This is a genomic window from Intestinibacillus sp. Marseille-P6563 (assembly GCF_900604335.1).
GTDB lineage: Bacteria > Bacillota > Clostridia > Oscillospirales > Butyricicoccaceae > Butyricicoccus_B.
Map to the genome: position 1 here is coordinate 794,804 of NZ_UWOD01000002.1, position 18,081 is coordinate 812,884.

Genomic DNA, 18,081 nt, shown 5'->3' on the forward strand with positions numbered 1-18,081 from the left:
GAGCGCGATCATTCGCGATAGCATGTAGGGGGAAATCATATGCAGTGTCGCAAAAAATCCAGACAAGGTGGCTTTACGGTCCCAGAATTGCTGCTGGTGATCGCGATTTCCATCACCTTTCTGTCGGTATCCATCGTCGGCATCGTCAGCTATATGCGGCAGCTGCAACTGGCTGAACTTGACAACGCAGCCAAAGAGATCTTTCTATCTGCTCAAAATCGTGCCATTTTGCTCAGCGGCAACCAGCAGCTGAAATCCTATGTGATTCACACAGATGACAGCAACCGCATGGACCACATCGATGTGATTCCGGGCTCGACCGAAACCACCCAGATGACGGTCTACTACATCCATTCGGATGACGTAAACATCCACGAACTGCTGCCGGAGGAAACCATTGACCCGTCGCTATGGGATGGGGATTTCTACATTGTATATGAGCCCGAAAGCGGCAGCGTCGCCGACGTGTTCTTCACCGATGACGGTGATCTGCCGGTCCATGGGGATTTTCCTGCTTTTTATGAGACCTGGCGTGCGGCCCCTGTCAAGGAGCGCCGGAACAGCGACCCCATGATCGGCTATTATGGCGGAGAAGCGGCCCAAAGCGGCACCACGCTTTCCCTGCGCACCCCGGTCATCAACATTTACAACGAAAATACCCTGCGGGCCGAGGTCACCTATTGGGTCCCCCGCACACTGGCGATGAGCGGCGATGCCGATGATGTAACGCTGGAAGTCAAACTGCGTTATCAGGAGCAGGAAATCACCTTACTGCAAAATGACGCGGACCTGGAAGACGACCACAGTGTTGCCTATCTGGGCTATCGCTATACGTGGACCCTGGACTCTTTGACCGGACGAAAATTTCAAGATCTGTTTTCGGTGGCTGGCCTGACCTACGGCGAAGACTTTACGCTTCTTGCCGAAGTGTCCTATACCGGCGAGTTAAAGGTCAACGGTTCCCGCAAAACCGCCACGGACAACAGCCTGTTTGCCAAGGACAGCGGCGAGGATACCGCTTATATTGCCTGCCTGCGCCATTTGCAAAACCTGGATAGCGAGTTTTCCGGCGTGGACGGCAAGACGGCCGCTGTGCAGCAGGGCGATATCCCCGAGGTAGAAGGGTATTCGTTCCAACCCATTGAAAATGAGCAATTGCAGTCCTATGATGGGGATATTTTCGCGATTTACGGCCTGCATATTGCTGCCACGGACAGCAGCCCTTCCGGCCTGTTTGGTGCGTTTTCCGGTACCACAACCCACGAAAAAACGCTGGAAAATATCCATCTGGTCAATACAACGGCATCGGCCGAAACCGGCCCGGTGGGTGCATTGGTGGGGCAAGGCGCGGATCTTCAGCTGTCAAACTGCCAGGTTTACTGGGAGAACCGCTCCGAGCAAACCACCAACCTGCGGGAGGTACTCGGCGACAGTGTGCAAGGATTCCAGTATCAAATTACAGGACGCGGTGTCGCCGGTGGTCTGGCAGGCACACTGACCCATTCCAATATCACAGACTGTTCGGCTTCCACGCTGGTGTCGGCAGGTACTGTGGGCGGTCTGGTGGGACAGGGTTCCGGTCTGACCGTTCAGGGTTCGTATGCGGCTTCCTACCTGCAAGGTCCTTGGGCCGCCGGACTGATCGGCAATGCCGGCGACGCGGTTACGCTTTCTGCCTGTTACGCGGTCGGGTTCCTTTACAGCACCGGTACCGGAGCGCAAGCGGCCGGGCTGTGTCTGGGCACGGATAACGTCGGCGTTGCACGTTCTTACAGCGCCATGCTGTTCACACAGGGAGCGCATAATGTCCCGCTTTGTCCATCTGGGACCTACGACAAGACCTACTATTTGGACTCCGACCGGTTTGGTTTTGATCCACAATATAAGCGCTACGCCAAAGCGTATACCGACCTGACCGACTCCACACAGTGGGATGCCCTTTTTGGGGATGGCACATTTACCGCCAAGGGCACCGCGCAGTCCCACCCGTACAATTTGCAGACCACCCTTTCGCTGACCACCTTCATTTATCCGGGATTGGAGAATTTGGAGCAGTGGGGCGACTGGGGAGCCCAGTTCCAGGACGGCAGTCTGGTGTATTATGAGCAATACGATGACGGCAGTTATGGGTTCAGCGGCGGCGACGTCAGCCATCTGTCGGAAGATCATCTGGTAACCTTGGACGGCTATGCGGTGGCGTATCGCGGCACGGCCTTCACGTCCGGCATTGGCGCCAAATTGAATGTGACCTATCGCACCAGCGAGGGGCAGCAGACCGAAACTTTCCTCTATGGGCAGGAAGGTTCGTACTATGAAATTGGTGGCATTGAGGACACGACCGGCGAAATCAGCACCTATTATCTGCTTCCCCTACCGGGGCAGGTGGTCAATACCGATTATGCCGCAACGCATTTGTATCAAAAAATCACCATCGAGGATACGGGCAACCATGCTGTGCGAAGTTACTACTACAATCCGCACTTTGCCAACGCCATCCTACCGTATGAAGAGGGGTTGGACCTCAATCAGCTCGCCAACGAGCGGCAGGTGGAAGTCCGTTCTCCGCGGCATCTGTATATACTCAGCCGCTTCTCGGCCTATTACACCAGCGGTCATCAGTACCGTTTCTTGCAGCAGCTCGATTTGGATTATTCCACCTATACCGGCTATGACCTGTTTGGGGAGCATTGGAGACAATCGCCCATCGGCCTGGATGCGGACCGCCCCTTCCGCTGCAATTATTATGGTAATCATCATACCATCCGAGGGGTAACGGTTTCTGCGCAAGATGAGAAGGAAAACAACTATCCTTATATCGGATTGTTTGGCTACACGACTGGTGTGCTGCGCGACGTTGTATATGCCATGACCGAAACCGTGCCGGTCACCCAGTCGGGCAGCGACTCGGCCATTCTGTATACCGGCGGTCTGACGGGATACAACGGCGGCACCGTGGAGAATTGTGCCGTTTCCGGGGTACGGCTCCAAGCCAACGGCTATTCATACAGCACCATCTATGTCGGCGGTCTGGTTGGGCTGAACCACGGTACCATTCACGCCTGCTCGGCCGAAGCCGCACAGATTGAGGCCTCTGCTTCCATGTCCAATCTCTATGCAGGCGGATTTATTGGCCGCAATGCCGCAAGCGGTACGATCGACCAGTGCTATGCCGTTGGGAAGGTTTCGGCGTCCCGTGCCCGACATGGCACAGTATATGCCTGCGGTTTTGCCGGCCAGAATGAGGCCACCCTGCGCCGCAGCTATGCAGCCGTCCATCTGTCGAGCGAAGGCGGTGCCAGCAGCTATGGCTTCAGCGCTGACGCGTCGACCAATTGCGTGTACTTAAATGAAGGCAACTTTACCTATCGCAACACCAATTATGCTGCCCAATATGATGACCCGTCCGCCACTTCGGTGACCTGGCCGCAGCTGACCGGGCAGGAAACAAGCGCGGCGGTCACCCGCCTTGGCATGTCGCGTCCTGTCGTGGCAGCCGATTCTGCGGAAGCATATCCCTATCCTGGTGTGGTGACCAACGCAGAAGATACTGCCGTGCATTACGGCCAATGGCCGGACCAGATGCCTCTGGGACAAATGGGCATCTATTACTGGGAAAAGCTGACCATCGGCACGTTAGACTCCTATCATTTTAGTGTCATTTCGACGGATGGAGCTGGCGGGATTTATAAAAGCTCCACCCTGTCTACCGCGCATGGCGACGGCGGGGTGGTCACCGCATACGGATATGGCTATTTCCATGCCAATGGCACCTCAGCTCCCATTCTGACGGGCAGCGGCATTGGATTCCAAAAAGATATGGCGTTCTCCACGCAGACGGCAACCGAAAATCCGCAAGCCAATACCGCGCTTTCCGATTTGATGAACGGACAGTATACCTTCCACTGTTATGATACGTGGGGAGCAAAAAACCAGGGTCTGTATCTCTCCGCTGCGGGCAAAGACGAACAGCCGCCCTACGGCACCTGGACCCTTAATGGGACTTTCTCGGTCCGGCTCAATCCCTTCTTTGCCGATTCGATGGCTTATCTGTCCTGGCCCTCGCTGGAAGGCGTTCCCACCGAGCTGCCAGGCACTGAAAAGAACCCGTATCAGGTCCGGTCCATCGACCAGCTGCAATTTATCAACTGGAACAGCAATGCTCTGAACACCATTCGCCGGATGGATATCTGGAACATGGATAAATTCCCTTACTTGTGTTATGGCACCTACGGCAACTGGACCCTGCGACCTTTCTACTGGGAACAGACCCATGACCTTGCAGGCGAGAAAGGCAAAACCTACACCCCCATCGCCGGCGTCTACGATGCCAGCTATACCGAACGGCAAGGCGGCGACCTGTTTGGCTGGTTCGGCGGCACCTACGACGGCAATGACTATATGATCGCCGATGTGAACATCGCCCCCTACTCTTCGAGTGAGGACTATGCGACCTCCTGTGTGGGACTGTTCGGCGCGGTATACAACGGTACCTTGAAAAACATCGTGCTTTATTCAGAAGATGGTATCGCTACGGTAACTGGCAACAACAGCGGAACCAGCCAGTGGTATGTCATCGGGGGTCTGGCAGGTCTGGCGGGCTCTTCCACCGGCAGCGCGGTGGTCAACTGCACGGTGGCCGGTTATACCATTCAAGATTATCACACATCCGGGGCTTCCCAGATTGGTTGGGGCGGTACCGGTGTCGGCGGTCTCATCGGAATATGTGACATGGATTTGGTGGGCTGCGCGGCTGTGACGGATGTGAAACTCAATTCCTACAATCAGGATAATGTCCGCGTGGGCGGTCTGGCAGGCAGCTGTCAGGGCAGCATCAACAGCTGCTATACCGGCGGCAGCATCCAAATCACCTCTTCCACTTCCACCCCCAATGGCATCTATATTGGCGGTATCGTGGGCGGTATCTATATGAAACCGCTACGGGTAGGCGGCAGCGACATCTACAAGGTCGGCCAAGCCGGAGACGCCTTGACCAATACCCTGAACAACTGCTACACCTACACCGAACTGCCTGCATCGTCCAGCAATCGCTTCCTGAAAGGCCTGTATGCCGTGGGCGGCAGCGGTGAACTGGATTGGTCGGGCGGCAGTCTCGCCGACCATGGCGGAACGTATTACAACAACAACTATTATCTGGCGTCTGTTGTGCTGCAAAACAATAACGGGACCATTTCCTTAGGCCGAACCGACATTGGGAACAAAAATGTCCACGCGCAGACCTATGCGCAGATGGCAGATACCGGCGAAAATGGTCTGCCGGAAAAACTCAACGCGAACATCGAAGACGATACTGCCAAATTTTCCACCGTGACCACCGAGACGGCAGGAGGCGACTCCCTCGATGGCCGGTACAGTTTCGGTATTGACCCCAGTTTGCTGGGCCGGGATTATCCATTCCCGACGATTCTCACCCAGTCGAGCGATGTCGCCGAGGGCGGCGTGGCCAATGTCCACTATGGCGACTGGCCACTGGAAGGCATCCGCCGGCCCAGCGGCGCCTTGCCGGTGAATCTCGACCTGTTTGCCGACTACAAAGCAGAAAATGGCGGGGCGGTATACACCGAAACGCTTTCCACTTCGCAGGTGAGCAGCAACGGCACTTGGAAAGCCGAAAGCACCGACCCGGCTGTTGCCGCGGTAGGCATCGACCAGGCTGGCACGCTGACCATCACCGCCAAGACGGTAGGCAGCACGGTCGTGACGGTTTCCTATGCTGTAGACGGAAAGACCTATTTCCTGTCGATTGCGGTCAACGTGACCGCAGAGCTGCGCTTAGCGACCCATGCGGCCTCCCCGGTCCAGACCTTTACCGAGGAAACTCTGTACACCAATTTGGAACTACGCGACCGCAACGGAACCGTATTGACCGCGCTGCAAGACGATATTCGTCTGTCGAGCTGCACGGTCGAGTTTGACCCCTCTTATTTCTCCCAGGCGTCGATTGCGGAGCAGGACGCGCTGCGCCTGACGGCGACCAGCCGCACGGCGACTGGCCCCACCCAAATGACGGTCGGCTATGACTTCACCTATTTGGGAAAGACCTATCATGCCACCAGTGCGCTGAGTTTTCAGGTCGTGCAGCCCGAATTCGAGATTGCACCGCTCACTTTCGTCTTTGACCCTGGCACACAGATCGAGGAAACGGTCGAATATGCTGCCCAAAACAGCGGATTTGTCCTGCGGCTCGCGGGTGTGGAACAGCCTGTGACCAACCTGCGTCTGGTCGATTTTGCGGTCGATGACGGCCAGAAGAATTTCGTCTGGGCCAAGTGGGCGCAAGACGCGGACGGGAATGAAATCCCCGGCACTCTGCTTGTTACCGCGTATCCGCAGCCATATCCGACCATCACTTGGGTCCAGGTGCAGTTCCAGTTTGACTATGCGGGCAGCACGCACACCACATGGCAGACCCTTGTGGTTCATATCCAGCAGACGGGAGGTGGCCAGCCATGAGGCGTACACTCCAGCGCAAGCTGCAAAGCCAGCGAGGCGCCTCCCTCTTACTGGCGCTGCTGTTGCTGCTCATCTGCTCCATGGTGGGGGCATCTATCCTGATGGCGGCAGCGTCCAACGCGGGCAAACACCGCAGCAATCTGGAAGAACATCAGACCTATCTGGCGCTTTCCTCTGCGGTCAGCCTGTTGTGTGACGAGCTGAACGCAGCCCAATACACCGGGCAATATCGGTATTGGGTCGAGGAACATACCGATTCTAAGACGGGCGAAACATCCTATTCTTATCATTTTGTTCAGGAGGATGGCGCCTACTCCAGCGATTTGAGTTCCATATTGCTGGATAACTTTGACGCGATCTTTGCCGCGGAAATCAATCGGACACTGGATGCTATGGATTTTTCCACTTTTCAGACTCAGCCGCAGACCGTCTCCTGGAATCACAGCTTAACGCTTCAGCCGCAGACGGGTACGGCGCTCGATGACCGTGCGGTTCGCATTGCTTTGCAAGTCATCCCGGAGTCCTACGCCATGGAGCTGACCGCCACGCTGGATGATTACACCATCGAGGCCGAACTGACCCCGGCAAGCAGCAAGCCCACGCTGCCAGCATCGCTGGTCGATCAAGGGTCTGAAACAAAACAAAGTACCGCCCCCATGACATGGAAAATCGGCTGGATCACCACAGGCGGAGAGGAGGAAGAACCATGAAGCGATGCAAAGCCAAACTGCGCTCCAACCAGGGCGAAACGCTGGTGGAACTGCTGGCTTCGGTTCTGATTGCCACTCTCTCTGTGGCGCTGCTCATCGGCTGTGTCACGGCCTCCTTTCAGCTGGGGCGTCAGGCCGACCAGTCGGACACGTATTTCTATCAAACCCTGACAGCCGCGGAAGACCGGCAGACCCCACTCACGGATGGTATAATACAGGTCACAGAGGGCGGCTCTTTGGTTTCCCTGCCGGTTCAGGTATATGGGGACGAAGGCCTGTATGCCTATGCGCGGAAAACGGATGGTGAGACGCCATGAAGCGTATCATCCACAAGCTGAAAAACCGGCAGGGCCTGACGTTGGTGGAAATGGTAGCAGCCGCTGGTGTACTGGCGCTTTTGTCCCTGATTTTAAACACCGGCCTGCTCATGGCGCAAAACAGCTATTATACGATGACCGGCGAAGCGGAAAGTCAGCTGCTGGTATCGACATTGACCGATTTGCTTTCCAATGAACTGCGGTACGCCCGCGATGTGGAGGTCAATGCAGACGGCGAACTGGTCCGTTATACCAGCGCCAATTACGGCCGCAACACCTCGCTTGCGCTCAATGCCGAAGGGCAGTTGGAAGCCAACAGCCGTCTGATGCTGTCCTCTGGCGCCTACGGCAATGGAGCGTACCAAATCCAGTCCTGGAGCATCGTGTATCAGGATGGTCTTTTCACGGTCACGCTGGACATTGCCGGAGGCCATGACATTTCCAATCAAACCGAGTTTTCCGTCCGCTGCCTGAATGCAGCCGCTTAAGGAGGATCCATATGAAATATACCAGACTGGGCGATCTGCTGGTGGGCAATGGAACCATTACACAGCAGCAGCTCACCGAAGCCCTGGCCATTCAAAAGAAAAACGGCAAACGCTTGGGCGATGTCCTGCGCGATAACCATATCATCACCGAAAACCAGGTCATCGAAGCCCTGATGACCCAGCTCGGCCTGGAATTCATTGATTTGAATGCCTGCTCGATTTCATCGGATATGGCGCAGCTGCTGCCCAAAAGCATCGCCAAAAAGCATCATGTCGTGCCGGTGCGCGCGACGCGAACCGAGCTTTATCTGGGGATGTCCGACCCGCTGAACTTTGCCGCCATTGAAGAGGTCAGCGCCGCTACCCGCCGGCAGGTCATCCCGCTCATCTCCACCGAGGCCGGGCTCGAGCGTGCGCTGCAAAACCTGTACAGCAATCAAGGTACCATGAAAGCCATTGAGGATATGCGCCGGGATTTGGACACGAGTCAATATGGCGCCGCGGTGCACATCGGCGATGAACTTCAGTTGGCGGCCGACGAAGGGGACGAAACCGCTGCCCCGACCATCCGTCTGGTCAACTCGATCATCCAGCGCGCCTATACCGAAAACGCCAGCGACATCCATCTGGAACCTCTGGGGTCCAAGTTATCCATCCGCATGCGCATCGACGGTGCACTGCGCAACATCATCACCGTGCCGCGTGAGCTGCAACGCTCGGTCATCTCCCGCATCAAAATCATGGCGCAGATGGATATTGCGCAGAAAAACCTGCCTCAGGATGGCCGCATCAATGTGACCGTGCAGCAGGAAAATCTGGATTTGCGTGTTTCCACGCTGCCCACCATCCATGGTGAAAAAATCGTTATCCGTCTGCTGCGCAAGGATGCCAAACTGGTCACCGTCGATGGCATCGGTCTGCACGGTGACAATAAGCGAAAATTTCTGGAGCTGCTCGACAGTAGCACAGAAGGCGTCCTGCTGGTGGTCGGTCCCACCGGTTCGGGCAAAACTTCGACGCTGTATACCATGATTGATCATAAAAAGAGCGAAGAGGTCAATCTCATTTCCCTCGAAGACCCGGTGGAATACCACATCGATGGGGCCTGCCAGGTGCAGATCAACGACCGGACCGACCTGACCTTTGCCAATGCCCTGCGGGCGGTGCTGCGCCAGGACCCGGATATTATTGCGGTGGGCGAAATCCGCGACGGCGAAACAGCCGAAATCGCGATGCGTTCGGCTTTGACCGGCCATCTGGTTCTTACCACCATTCACACCAACGATGCACTTTCGTCCATCGACCGTCTGATGGACATCGGCGTCGAGCCGTACCTGATCGCCGGCGCGGTGCGGGGCATCATTTCCCAACGTCTGGTGCGGTGCATCTGTCCCAACTGCCGCAAGGCCTATACGCCGACCGAAGAGGAAGTGGCCCTGCTTGGGCTGCCCGCTGGTTCCAACCATCGATTCTATCGGGGCGAGGGCTGTTCAGACTGCTTCCAGACCGGATATCGCGGCCGAACGGCGGTGTTTGAAATTTTGACCATGACCCCGGCGATTCGCCGGGCCATTCACCGGCAGAACCGAAAAGAATTGCATGAAGCTGTCCAGCAGTCCACCTTCCATCCCATTTTGGAAAACTGTGCGCAGCTGGTATGTGACGGGGTAACGACTTTGGATGAAGTGCTCCGCATTTTAGGGAGGAACGTGGAATGAACATCACCGATTGTATTGAAAAAGCCAAGGCGGACCGAGCGTCCGACCTGCATCTGGTTTGCGGCCTGCCGCCCAAATATCGCGTAGACGGAGAAATCCGTGATCTGGATGATGTACCTCTGACCGAGGAGCAATGCGACACCTTTGCCCGCGGACTGGCCGGAGAGCAATTTTCTGATCTGGAAATCGTGGGAGAACTCGATTTGGCGCTCACGCTTTGCGGCGTGCGCTGCCGCCTCAATCTGTTCCGGCAGCAGGGCGTTTATTCTGCGGCCATCCGTCTACTCAACGACCATATCCCCGAACTGGAAGACCTGGGACTGCCCGCAGTCGTGCAGGAATTTGCCGGTTACAGTCAAGGTCTGGTGCTCGTCACCGGGGAAACCGGTTCGGGCAAATCCACCACGCTGGCCGCGCTGCTCAACCGCATCAATCACACCAAGCGGCTGCACATCCTCACCTTGGAGGACCCGGTGGAATACATTTACACCCCCGATCAATGCCTCATCAACCAGCGCGAAATCGGGCGGGATACCTTGAGCTTTTCTGCCGGGCTGCGCGCCGCGCTGCGTGAGGACCCGGATGTCATTCTGGTGGGCGAAATGCGTGACCTGGACACCATCCAGACCGCGCTGACCGCTTCCGAAACCGGACACTTGGTGTTCGGCACCGTGCACACCAATTCCGCGGCCGATTCCATCGACCGTATTGTGGATGTCTTCCCAGCCGAACGGCAGCAGCAAATCCGCTTGCAGCTGTCCATGACGCTCAAGGCGGTCCTGTCGCAGCAACTGCTCCCGCGCGCCAAGCAGGAAGGACGGGTGCTGGCCTGTGAGGTCATGAAAACTGACGACGCCATCCGCAATCTGATTCGGGAAGGCAAAACCCCGCAGATTCAAAACGCCATCCAGACCAGCGGCGCAATTGGTAATATCCTGATGGACCGTGCCCTGCAAGCCCTCTATCGCAGCGGAGCCATTTCGCAGGAGACCCTGAACGAAGCCCTGCGCGGAGCCCCTTCCCTTTCCCCATCGGCTCCTGCCGGTTCTTCGCTTGGCCTGAACCGTTCCCGCGGGTTTGGCCGATAAAGGAGGAAATACACGATGCCAACCTATCGTTATGAGGCGACAGGCAACGGCGGACAGCCGGCCGAAGGGGTCGTAGAAGCGGCCGACCGGTCGCAAGCGGTTGCCCAAATCCGTCAGCGCTATGATGTCGTCCTCCGCTTGGAGGAAATTGCGCCGCCCCGGGTCGACCCTCTGGAAAGATTCCAAAAGCTGAATCTCAAGGTCTTTGCCCTGATGTGCAAGCAATTCTCCATCATTCTCAAGGCAGGCCTGCCTTTGGTGCAGACGGTCGATTTGGTGTCCTCTCAGCTGTCGGATAAAATGCTCAAGAAAATCCTGACACAGGTATCCGAAGACATTGCCAACGGCTGGAGCCTGTCTTACAGCTTTTCGCAGCGCGGCGAAGGGCGGTTGCCCGCCGCCTTCATTGAGACCATCCGGGCTGGTGAGGAATCGGGTGACTTGGTCCGTTCCTTTGAGCGTATGAGCACCTATTATGACCGCATGACCAAGACCCGTGCCAAAGCAACCAGCGCGCTGGTTTACCCCGCATTTCTTACCGCAGTGGCGGTGGTGGTCATCATCGTGATTATGACCTATGCGGTGCCGACCTTTGCCGCGACGTTCCTGTCTATGAATATGGAGTTGCCGCTCCCCACCCGCATGGTGATTGCGTTGTCCAACTTTTTTAGCCGGTATATCTGGGTGATGCTGGGCATTGCAGCCGCATTGCTGTTTTTGCTGCGGCTGTACAGCCGCACGGCGGGTGGACGCATCCGCATGTCCAAGGGGCGTCTGGCGCTGCCCATCCTCGGAAAAATTGCCGTGATGACCTCGGCCAGCCAATTTGCACATACCATGTCCGCGATGCTGTCCGCCGGAATGCCCATCTTAAAAGCTCTGGACACCGCTTCGCGTTCGGTCAGCAATGCCCATTTATCCGAACAGATTCGCAGCGTCATTCCGGGCGTGGAAAGCGGTCAGCCGTTGGGCGAGTGTATGCGCACCTGTCACGATTTGCCGCCCATGCTGGTGCAGATGACCGCCATGGGCGAAGCGACTGGTTCGCTGGAATCCACCTTGCAGATCCAGGCGGAATATTATGACAACGAAGTGGATACGCTGACCGCCCGTGCGCTGTCGCTGCTTGAACCCATCATTATCTGCGTGATGGCGATCTTTGTGGTGATGATTTTGTTATCCATCTATATGCCCATGTTCAGTATGTATGGCGCCATCTAGCTGCGTGTTTCAGGAGCGGCCACCCCTGCTTCCTGAATGCCATAGAACAAAAAATACCATCAGGTACATGCAATAAAAGGAGGAAATGTTATGAATCTGAAACAAAAGCTATCCAAAAAAATGAAAAAGACCGGCGGCTTTACGCTGATCGAAATGCTGATTGTGGTCGCAATCATCGCGATTTTGGTGGTCGTTTCGATCCCCATGGTAAGCTCCAGTCTTGACAAGGCCAAGAAGGCTACCGATGATGCAAACTTCCGTGCTGCGAAAGCTGCAGCCATGATTCAGTTTATGACAAGCGAAAAAACCACAGAAACAACTTATTCGTATAATAGTGACGGTACCGCTGTAGAAGGTACCCAAACTGCTGGTGACCCGGGCTATGACTATGGCCAGAGTGAGGCCAATAAGAAAGGGTATGTTCAGGTTGTTATAACTAAGGACGGCATCGTTGATAAGGATAAGACAAAATGGGTTAAAGCATAAATTCCCTGCCGTTTTCCACCGAAGAGGGGGATGGCCTCTTCGGTGGAAAACCCCTAAACGACTTTGGGACAGTACCGGAACTTCCGGCGCCGTCCCAAGGCCGTTTGCAACGCCTCAAAAGGAGTATGCCGCACATGGACACAGACCCGATTCTACAACTGTATCTTGCCGTATGGCTGGCCGTCCTCGGCGCCGCCCTGGGCAGCTTCCTGAACTGTGCTGCCGACCGCGGCGGCCTGCCGACCGGACGGTCGCGCTGCGACCACTGCGGGCATGTGCTTACTGCGCGCGACCTCGTGCCCGTGGTGAGTTATCTGCGGTGTCGCGGCCGCTGCCGCTACTGTAAAGAGCGCATCTCAGCCCGGTGTCTGGTTTTCGAACTGGCCGGAGCGGTCTTATTTGCCGCACTGGGGCTGCACTTTGGCTTGCAATTGGAACTGGTGATGCAGCTCATTTTTGGCAGCCTTCTTCTGCTGCTCAGCCTGATCGACTGGCGCACCCATACCCTGCCGGATCAGCTGCTGCTGGCGGCAGCGCTCAACCGGCTGTTGTTTGTCTTTTTGCTGCGGCAGCCGCTGGGCGCGACGCTGGCGCACATGGCGCTGGGCGCGTTCAGTGTTTCGCTGCCGCTGCTGGTGCTGTCACTGGTGATGGACCATCTGCTGCAAAAAGATACCCTGGGCGGCGGAGACATCAAACTGCTGTTTGTGCTGGGCCTATACCTGAACTGGCTGGAAATGATATTGCTGCTGTTTGTTGGCTGCGTGCTGGCTCTGGTCTGGGCTTTGGGACCAGGCAAAAAACGCCCGCATGCAGCGATTGCTCTGGGCCCGTTCCTGTCGGCGGCGTGGCTGCTCGTCACGCTGTTCGGAACACCATGGGTCCAGTGGTATCTGGCATTACTGGGATAAAAGGGAGTGTATATATATTGAAACCTATCAAAATCGGATTTGATCTCGGCAATAACAGCCTGAAAATTGCGGCCAACCGACGAGGCAGTCTGGAGTTTCACGAATGCCCTCTGCCGGAAAACCTGATCGAAGAGGATACCGTCACGATGCCGCATGCCTTTTCCTCTTTTTTGAAAAAGGTCAAAAAAGACCTTCGCCTGCCCAGCGGCACAGCCGGACTGCTTCTGCCTTCCAGTCAGGTCATCTGCCGTTTGGTCACCATGCCCCGCATGTCGATCGACCAGCTGATGCTCAATTTGCCCCATGAATTCAGTGATTTCATCCACGGCGAGCCACATCAATATCATTGTGACTATGCCCTGTGCGAAGAACCTCCACAGGAAGAAGAACCCGAATATGCGGAAATGACCATGATGGCGGCCGTTGTGGAAAAGCAGCAGGTGATTGAATATGGCCGGATGTTTGCCGCGGGCGGGTTTCCCCTCCGCCTGATCTTGCCGCAGGAAATGGCGCTCATCAATCTGGTGAAAACCTATTGTCAGCTACATCCCGATGCTCCGAAAGAATTCTGTTTTATCGACTTGGGCTATCTGTCCACCCGCATTTTTATTGTACATCACGACCGCATCCAGGCCACGCGGCGCATCCCGACCGGCTGCCGGGAACTGGACCAGGTCATCGCTGACCTTTTAAACGTCGATCGTTTTTTGGCCGATTCGTACAAGCGCGGCAACCATCAAAATATTCTGGAAGCCGATCGCTGCATTGAAATTTATGAACACATTGCCGTGGAAGTTTTGAAGCTGGTCAATTTTTATCATTTCACCTATCGGCAGAATCAACTGAACGGGATTTATCTGATTGGGGGCGGTGCTGAAATCAAACCGTTATGCCGGATTTTGGAGGAGGCCACCAGTCTTCCTGCCCTTTCGGTGCAGGAACTGCTTGCCAACACAACCGGGGAAGCTGCATGGAATGCCTGTGTTTGCGCTGCGGGATTGCTGACTGACACCGGAAAGGAAGGATAAACCATGAAGCTCAATACCGACATTCGCGACCTTGTGAAGGGCAAAAAACCGGTCTATCCGACCAAACGGTCGATGAACCTATATTTCAAGATGGACCGCACCTCGGCTCCTGCCACGGTTGCGCTCTATCTCCTGTTCGTGCTGGCCATTCTTCTTGGTCTGTCCAAAGTGCTGGTTTATGACCCTTGGAGCACAGCAAACCAGTTAAAAGCCCAGGCCCTTGCGCTGGAGGAACAAACCGCATCCGCACTGGAACAGCTTCAGGATTATGCGGAAATCCAAAAGCAGTATATCCGCATCCACCCAACCCCAGAAGAACAGGCGCAAGTGGATTGTCTGGAGATTTTAAACCTGATCGACCAGACCATCCAGACGCCCGCTCGGATTTTACAGGTTTCCATTTCCGAAAACAAAGTTTTGCTGACCTTCACCGGTGTGACGCTAGAACAATCGGCCCATCTGGTCACCCAATTGGAGCAATCTCCCCTGGTGGCCAACGCCAGTGTCGATACGGCGGCTTCCACCGAAGACCCGTATGGCTTAGTAGAAATTCATGTTTATTTTGAAGTTGCCCAGGAGGAGGAAAATCAATCATGAGAAAACTATCCATCCGGGAACGCGTGCTGTTGGTTTTCCTGGCCGTGATTGCTGTTGTCAGTGGGTATGTGCTTTTCTTCTATCTGCCTTTGTCCCAGCGCATCACGTCCCTGCAAGCCCAAATCGCCCAAAGTCAAGAACAGTATCAGCAGCTGCAAACCCAGCTCACCGATCTGCAGCAAATGAAACAACTGCTCGATTCACCCGAAGCCCTTCCTGCCATGCCGGAGTATGATAACCTGCCGGCGGTTATGATCGAACTGCATACGGTTTTGTCGGACTGTCCGGAATATTCCCTGTCTTTTCAGGAAAATCAAACGGATGATTCTGTTTTAAACCGGCAGGTCACCATCCCCTTTACCTATGCCAATTATGAGCAGGCACGTACCCTGGTGCAGCGGCTGCACGACAATCCGCTGCGCAGCTTGCTGACCGATGTACAACTGAGCGAACAAGACGACGGAACCGTCAAAGGAACGGTTACACTTACCTTTTTTGAGTATCGAAAAGTCGAAACCGAAGAGCTGGGTTAAGAAATCCACGTTGCAGGAGGATATGCCATGAAATCCAAATTACTTGCTTTTCTACGAATCCCCGCTTCAATCCGTTCGGATTTTTTGAACGACTCGGTCCGAAAGAACGACGTTTCCTTGCTGGTCATCTGTCTGGTGGTTGCAGCAAGCGAACTATACAACATTGCACGCGTGCTTCTGTGGTCCAAATCCAAGCTTGGTACCCTCAACAACCGGATTTATTTCGGGATGTACTGCACCTTGCTTGCGATTGTAGTGATATGGCTGCTCCTTCGAAAACCGTTACGCAAGATGAAGGTTTCAAAACAATGGGGCGCACAATATACGGTGATTATGCTCATTTTCCTTTGGAATATGTGTTTAAACGCCTATGATCTCCACCGCAATGCCAACGCAGGGACGACTGTTTTTACCACGGCACTGTTGGGAATCGCTGCCTTTATTCAGATGTCCAGCTTGTTCAGCCTGATTTGCTTTGGTTTTGGATATGTTGTGTATCAGCTGTTGGTGGCATCGTTCCTTTCTTCCGGGCAGGAACTGAATTTGACCATTACCTTTGCTGTGTCGCTTGCCGTATCGCTGACGCGGGCGCATCATGCCTCTGTGAACTTGCAGCAGCAAAACCAAATCAGCCAGATCAATGTCAAACTGCAGGAACTGGCCAAAACCGATCGTTTGACCGGTCTTTTAAATAAGATCACTCTGGAGTTCTATGCGGAGCAATATTTACAATGTGCACCGAACAAAGGCTTTACCTTGTTCATTGTTGATTTGGACGATTTTAAATCGGTAAACGATCAATATGGCCACCCCTGTGGAGACTGGGTGCTGGTCGAAACGGCAGAACGATTGCGTCTGGTCTTTTCCCAAGCGGTTGGAATTGGCCGCATTGGCGGGGATGAATTTGCTGTGATTTTCAACCGAGCCCTTACGCAAGAAACATCATTAGCTTTGGGTACGCAGATAATTCAAGAACTGTCCCGCATTTGCTGGGCCGATCACCCGATTCATGTGTGTTGCAGTGTGGGGGCCTGTGCTTGTACCTCATGTGTCTCCTATGATACGGTATATATGGAAACCGACCGTATGTTATATCAAGCCAAGCGAAACGGCAAAGGGCAATGCTGCTTCCATCATTTGGTCATGGATGACTCCATGCGCTCACAAAATGAAGACCAAAATTTTGTCCGGTAAGCACTCAACGGCAAAGGGACAGCAAGGATTTTTCCTTGCTGTCCCTTTTGTCCATTCATTTACCAGGCGTCTGTCCTTCCCTTGTCTTGGGCAGGATTTCGCAAAAACACCAACGTATTTTGGTCCGACCGGCTCGGGTCCCATCGGTAATGGAGCCGGTCAAAGGCTTTGGCCTGCTCGGGATCATCTGCCTGCTGTTCGGCCAGAAAGCGTACCATTTCTCCACGGGCCATCTTACACATCGTTCCTTTTTCCACGACGCGGCCATCTTTTTCCTCGCCAAAGACACAGGTGACAAACCGTACGGTAGAGGGAAGATGTTTGGAAATGCTTACGCTATATTCTTTGGAAGCCAAATTCAAGATGCAATCGTCCTCTTGGAGCAACGCCTGCGCCAGACGATCGCCCCAGTAGGCATACAGGTCTTTCGCTTCTCCCATGCGGAGTTTTGCCTGCATTTCCAGCCGGTAAGGAGTGACCCCATCCAAGGGACGCAGCAGGCCATAAAATCCGGATAAAATCCGTAAATGCTCCTGAATATAGTCCCATTCCTGGTTAGAAAACACACCTGGCGCCATATATTGATACTGGATGCCTTCATATGCCAAAAGTGCCGGCGTCAGACGACGCTGCAAGTCCATCCTTTGCAGCCGTTCGATGTTTTGATTGGCAATTTGGTCGCTGCACTTCCAGAGCTTTTTCAAATCCGCAGCGGACATGCTCCGCAATGCGTTACAAAGTTCCTCGGCCTGTGGCAGGAAGGCAGGCAAATCCAGCCACGCCAGACTGTCTGGATCTTCCCTCATCTTTTTTGCCGGAGAAATGATGATTCGCATGAATTTCTTTCCCTCACTCCGTCAGGTATTGGAGAATCTCGGCTGCGTTGGTGTCCGGTTTTACCTTAGGCATGACGCGCTCAATCTTGCCTTCCGGATCGATGATGTAGGTCGACCGCACGACTCCCATGCTGACTTTCCCATACAGTTTTTTCTCCTGCCAAACCCCATAGGCCTGGATGGCCTGCAATTCCGGGTCGGATAGAAGCACAAAGGGCAACGCATGTTTCTGTGCAAATTTCACGTGCGAAGCCACCGAATCTTTGCTGATGCCGATGACCACCACATCCAATGCCTGGAACTGTTCATAGCTTTCCGCAAAGGCATGGGCTTGCCGGGTGCAGCCCGGCGTGTTGTCCCGCGGATAAAAATATAATACCACGCGCTTTCCCAGAAAATCGGACAGGCGAACGGTTTCTCCATCCTGGTTCAAGAGCGCAAAATCCGGGGCTTTGGTTCCAACTTCCAACATATTGCATCCTC

15 protein-coding genes are annotated in these 18,081 nt (G+C 54.8%); 13 read left to right on the plus strand and 2 right to left on the minus strand.

The genetic code is table 11. The features are described from left to right. The first annotated feature begins 39 nt into the window (after positions 1–39). The 13 genes from EFB11_RS12025 (at position 40) to EFB11_RS12085 (ending at position 16,762) form a co-directional block, all read left to right on the plus strand. The gene (locus tag EFB11_RS12025; RefSeq protein WP_122790441.1) at positions 40–6,471 is read left to right on the plus strand and encodes a pilus assembly FimT family protein; all 6,432 of its coding nucleotides are present in this window, start codon (positions 40–42) and stop codon (positions 6,469–6,471) included. Next, the gene (locus tag EFB11_RS12030; RefSeq protein ID WP_122790442.1) at positions 6,468–7,181 is read left to right on the plus strand and encodes a hypothetical protein; all 714 of its coding nucleotides are present in this window, start codon (positions 6,468–6,470) and stop codon (positions 7,179–7,181) included. Before EFB11_RS12025 ends, EFB11_RS12030 begins: the two co-directional genes overlap by 4 nt. Continuing rightward, a complete protein-coding gene (locus EFB11_RS12035; RefSeq protein ID WP_122790443.1) occupies positions 7,178–7,498 on the plus strand; it encodes a hypothetical protein in 321 nt (106 codons plus the stop codon). Before EFB11_RS12030 ends, EFB11_RS12035 begins: the two co-directional genes overlap by 4 nt. Continuing rightward, positions 7,495–7,986 (plus strand): prepilin-type N-terminal cleavage/methylation domain-containing protein, encoded by a 492-nt coding sequence (locus tag EFB11_RS12040; RefSeq protein WP_122790444.1) that lies wholly within the window; start codon positions 7,495–7,497, stop codon positions 7,984–7,986. The genes EFB11_RS12035 and EFB11_RS12040 overlap by 4 nt, the downstream gene beginning before the upstream one ends. Before the next feature lie 11 nt (positions 7,987–7,997). Then, positions 7,998–9,704: a GspE/PulE family protein gene (locus EFB11_RS12045; RefSeq protein WP_122790445.1), complete on the plus strand. Its 1,707-nt coding sequence runs from the start codon at positions 7,998–8,000 to the stop codon at positions 9,702–9,704. Further along, on the plus strand, positions 9,701–10,792 hold the full coding sequence (locus EFB11_RS12050) for a type IV pilus twitching motility protein PilT (protein WP_122790446.1): 1,092 nt from the start codon (positions 9,701–9,703) through the stop codon (positions 10,790–10,792). Before EFB11_RS12045 ends, EFB11_RS12050 begins: the two co-directional genes overlap by 4 nt. A 15-nt stretch (positions 10,793–10,807) precedes the next feature. Then, on the plus strand, positions 10,808–12,013 hold the full coding sequence (locus EFB11_RS12055; protein WP_122790447.1) for a type II secretion system F family protein: 1,206 nt from the start codon (positions 10,808–10,810) through the stop codon (positions 12,011–12,013). A 90-nt stretch (positions 12,014–12,103) separates the two neighbouring features. After that, positions 12,104–12,499, plus strand: coding sequence for a type II secretion system protein (locus tag EFB11_RS12060; protein ID WP_122790448.1), 396 nt, complete (start codon positions 12,104–12,106; stop codon positions 12,497–12,499). 134 nt (positions 12,500–12,633) lie between these two features. After that, positions 12,634–13,410 carry a prepilin peptidase gene (locus tag EFB11_RS12065; protein ID WP_164706754.1) on the plus strand — a complete coding sequence of 259 codons (777 nt, stop codon included), beginning with the start codon at positions 12,634–12,636 and terminating at the stop codon, positions 13,408–13,410. Positions 13,411–13,427: 17 nt separating this feature from the next. Next, complete coding sequence (gene pilM, locus EFB11_RS12070; protein ID WP_164706755.1) at positions 13,428–14,438, plus strand: pilus assembly protein PilM; 1,011 nt, start codon at positions 13,428–13,430, stop codon at positions 14,436–14,438. Positions 14,439–14,441: 3 nt separating this feature from the next. Next, positions 14,442–15,035: a hypothetical protein gene (locus tag EFB11_RS12075; protein WP_122790451.1), complete on the plus strand. Its 594-nt coding sequence runs from the start codon at positions 14,442–14,444 to the stop codon at positions 15,033–15,035. Next, complete coding sequence (gene gspM / locus EFB11_RS12080; RefSeq protein ID WP_122790452.1) at positions 15,032–15,568, plus strand: type II secretion system protein GspM; 537 nt, start codon at positions 15,032–15,034, stop codon at positions 15,566–15,568. Before EFB11_RS12075 ends, gspM begins: the two co-directional genes overlap by 4 nt. Positions 15,569–15,595: 27 nt before the next feature. Beyond that, on the plus strand, positions 15,596–16,762 hold the full coding sequence (locus tag EFB11_RS12085) for a GGDEF domain-containing protein (protein WP_122790453.1): 1,167 nt from the start codon (positions 15,596–15,598) through the stop codon (positions 16,760–16,762). A 59-nt stretch (positions 16,763–16,821) separates the two neighbouring features. Here EFB11_RS12085 and yaaA read toward each other — a convergent pair whose 3' ends face one another. Together yaaA and bcp are read right to left on the minus strand one after the other, a co-directional pair. Then, a complete protein-coding gene (gene yaaA, locus EFB11_RS12090) occupies positions 16,822–17,598 on the minus strand; it encodes a peroxide stress protein YaaA (protein ID WP_122790454.1) in 777 nt (258 codons plus the stop codon). Between the two features lie 13 nt (positions 17,599–17,611). Beyond that, positions 17,612–18,070, minus strand: coding sequence for a thioredoxin-dependent thiol peroxidase (gene bcp / locus EFB11_RS12095; RefSeq protein ID WP_122790455.1), 459 nt, complete (start codon positions 18,068–18,070; stop codon positions 17,612–17,614). Positions 18,071–18,081: the final 11 nt, after the last annotated feature.

Coding starts and splice junctions, on each gene's coding strand:
- EFB11_RS12075 (WP_122790451.1), top strand. CDS start 14,442: ATGAAGCTCAATACCGACATTCGCGACCTTGTGAAGGGCAAAAAACCG.
- EFB11_RS12025 (WP_122790441.1), top strand. CDS start 40: ATGCAGTGTCGCAAAAAATCCAGACAAGGTGGCTTTACGGTCCCAGAA.
- EFB11_RS12030 (WP_122790442.1), top strand. CDS start 6,468: ATGAGGCGTACACTCCAGCGCAAGCTGCAAAGCCAGCGAGGCGCCTCC.
- EFB11_RS12040 (WP_122790444.1), top strand. CDS start 7,495: ATGAAGCGTATCATCCACAAGCTGAAAAACCGGCAGGGCCTGACGTTG.
- EFB11_RS12045 (WP_122790445.1), top strand. CDS start 7,998: ATGAAATATACCAGACTGGGCGATCTGCTGGTGGGCAATGGAACCATT.
- EFB11_RS12065 (WP_164706754.1), top strand. CDS start 12,634: ATGGACACAGACCCGATTCTACAACTGTATCTTGCCGTATGGCTGGCC.
- EFB11_RS12050 (WP_122790446.1), top strand. CDS start 9,701: ATGAACATCACCGATTGTATTGAAAAAGCCAAGGCGGACCGAGCGTCC.
- EFB11_RS12060 (WP_122790448.1), top strand. CDS start 12,104: ATGAATCTGAAACAAAAGCTATCCAAAAAAATGAAAAAGACCGGCGGC.
- EFB11_RS12085 (WP_122790453.1), top strand. CDS start 15,596: ATGAAATCCAAATTACTTGCTTTTCTACGAATCCCCGCTTCAATCCGT.
- EFB11_RS12055 (WP_122790447.1), top strand. CDS start 10,808: ATGCCAACCTATCGTTATGAGGCGACAGGCAACGGCGGACAGCCGGCC.
- yaaA (WP_122790454.1), bottom strand. CDS start 17,598: ATGCGAATCATCATTTCTCCGGCAAAAAAGATGAGGGAAGATCCAGAC.
- gspM (WP_122790452.1), top strand. CDS start 15,032: ATGAGAAAACTATCCATCCGGGAACGCGTGCTGTTGGTTTTCCTGGCC.
- bcp (WP_122790455.1), bottom strand. CDS start 18,070: ATGTTGGAAGTTGGAACCAAAGCCCCGGATTTTGCGCTCTTGAACCAG.
- EFB11_RS12035 (WP_122790443.1), top strand. CDS start 7,178: ATGAAGCGATGCAAAGCCAAACTGCGCTCCAACCAGGGCGAAACGCTG.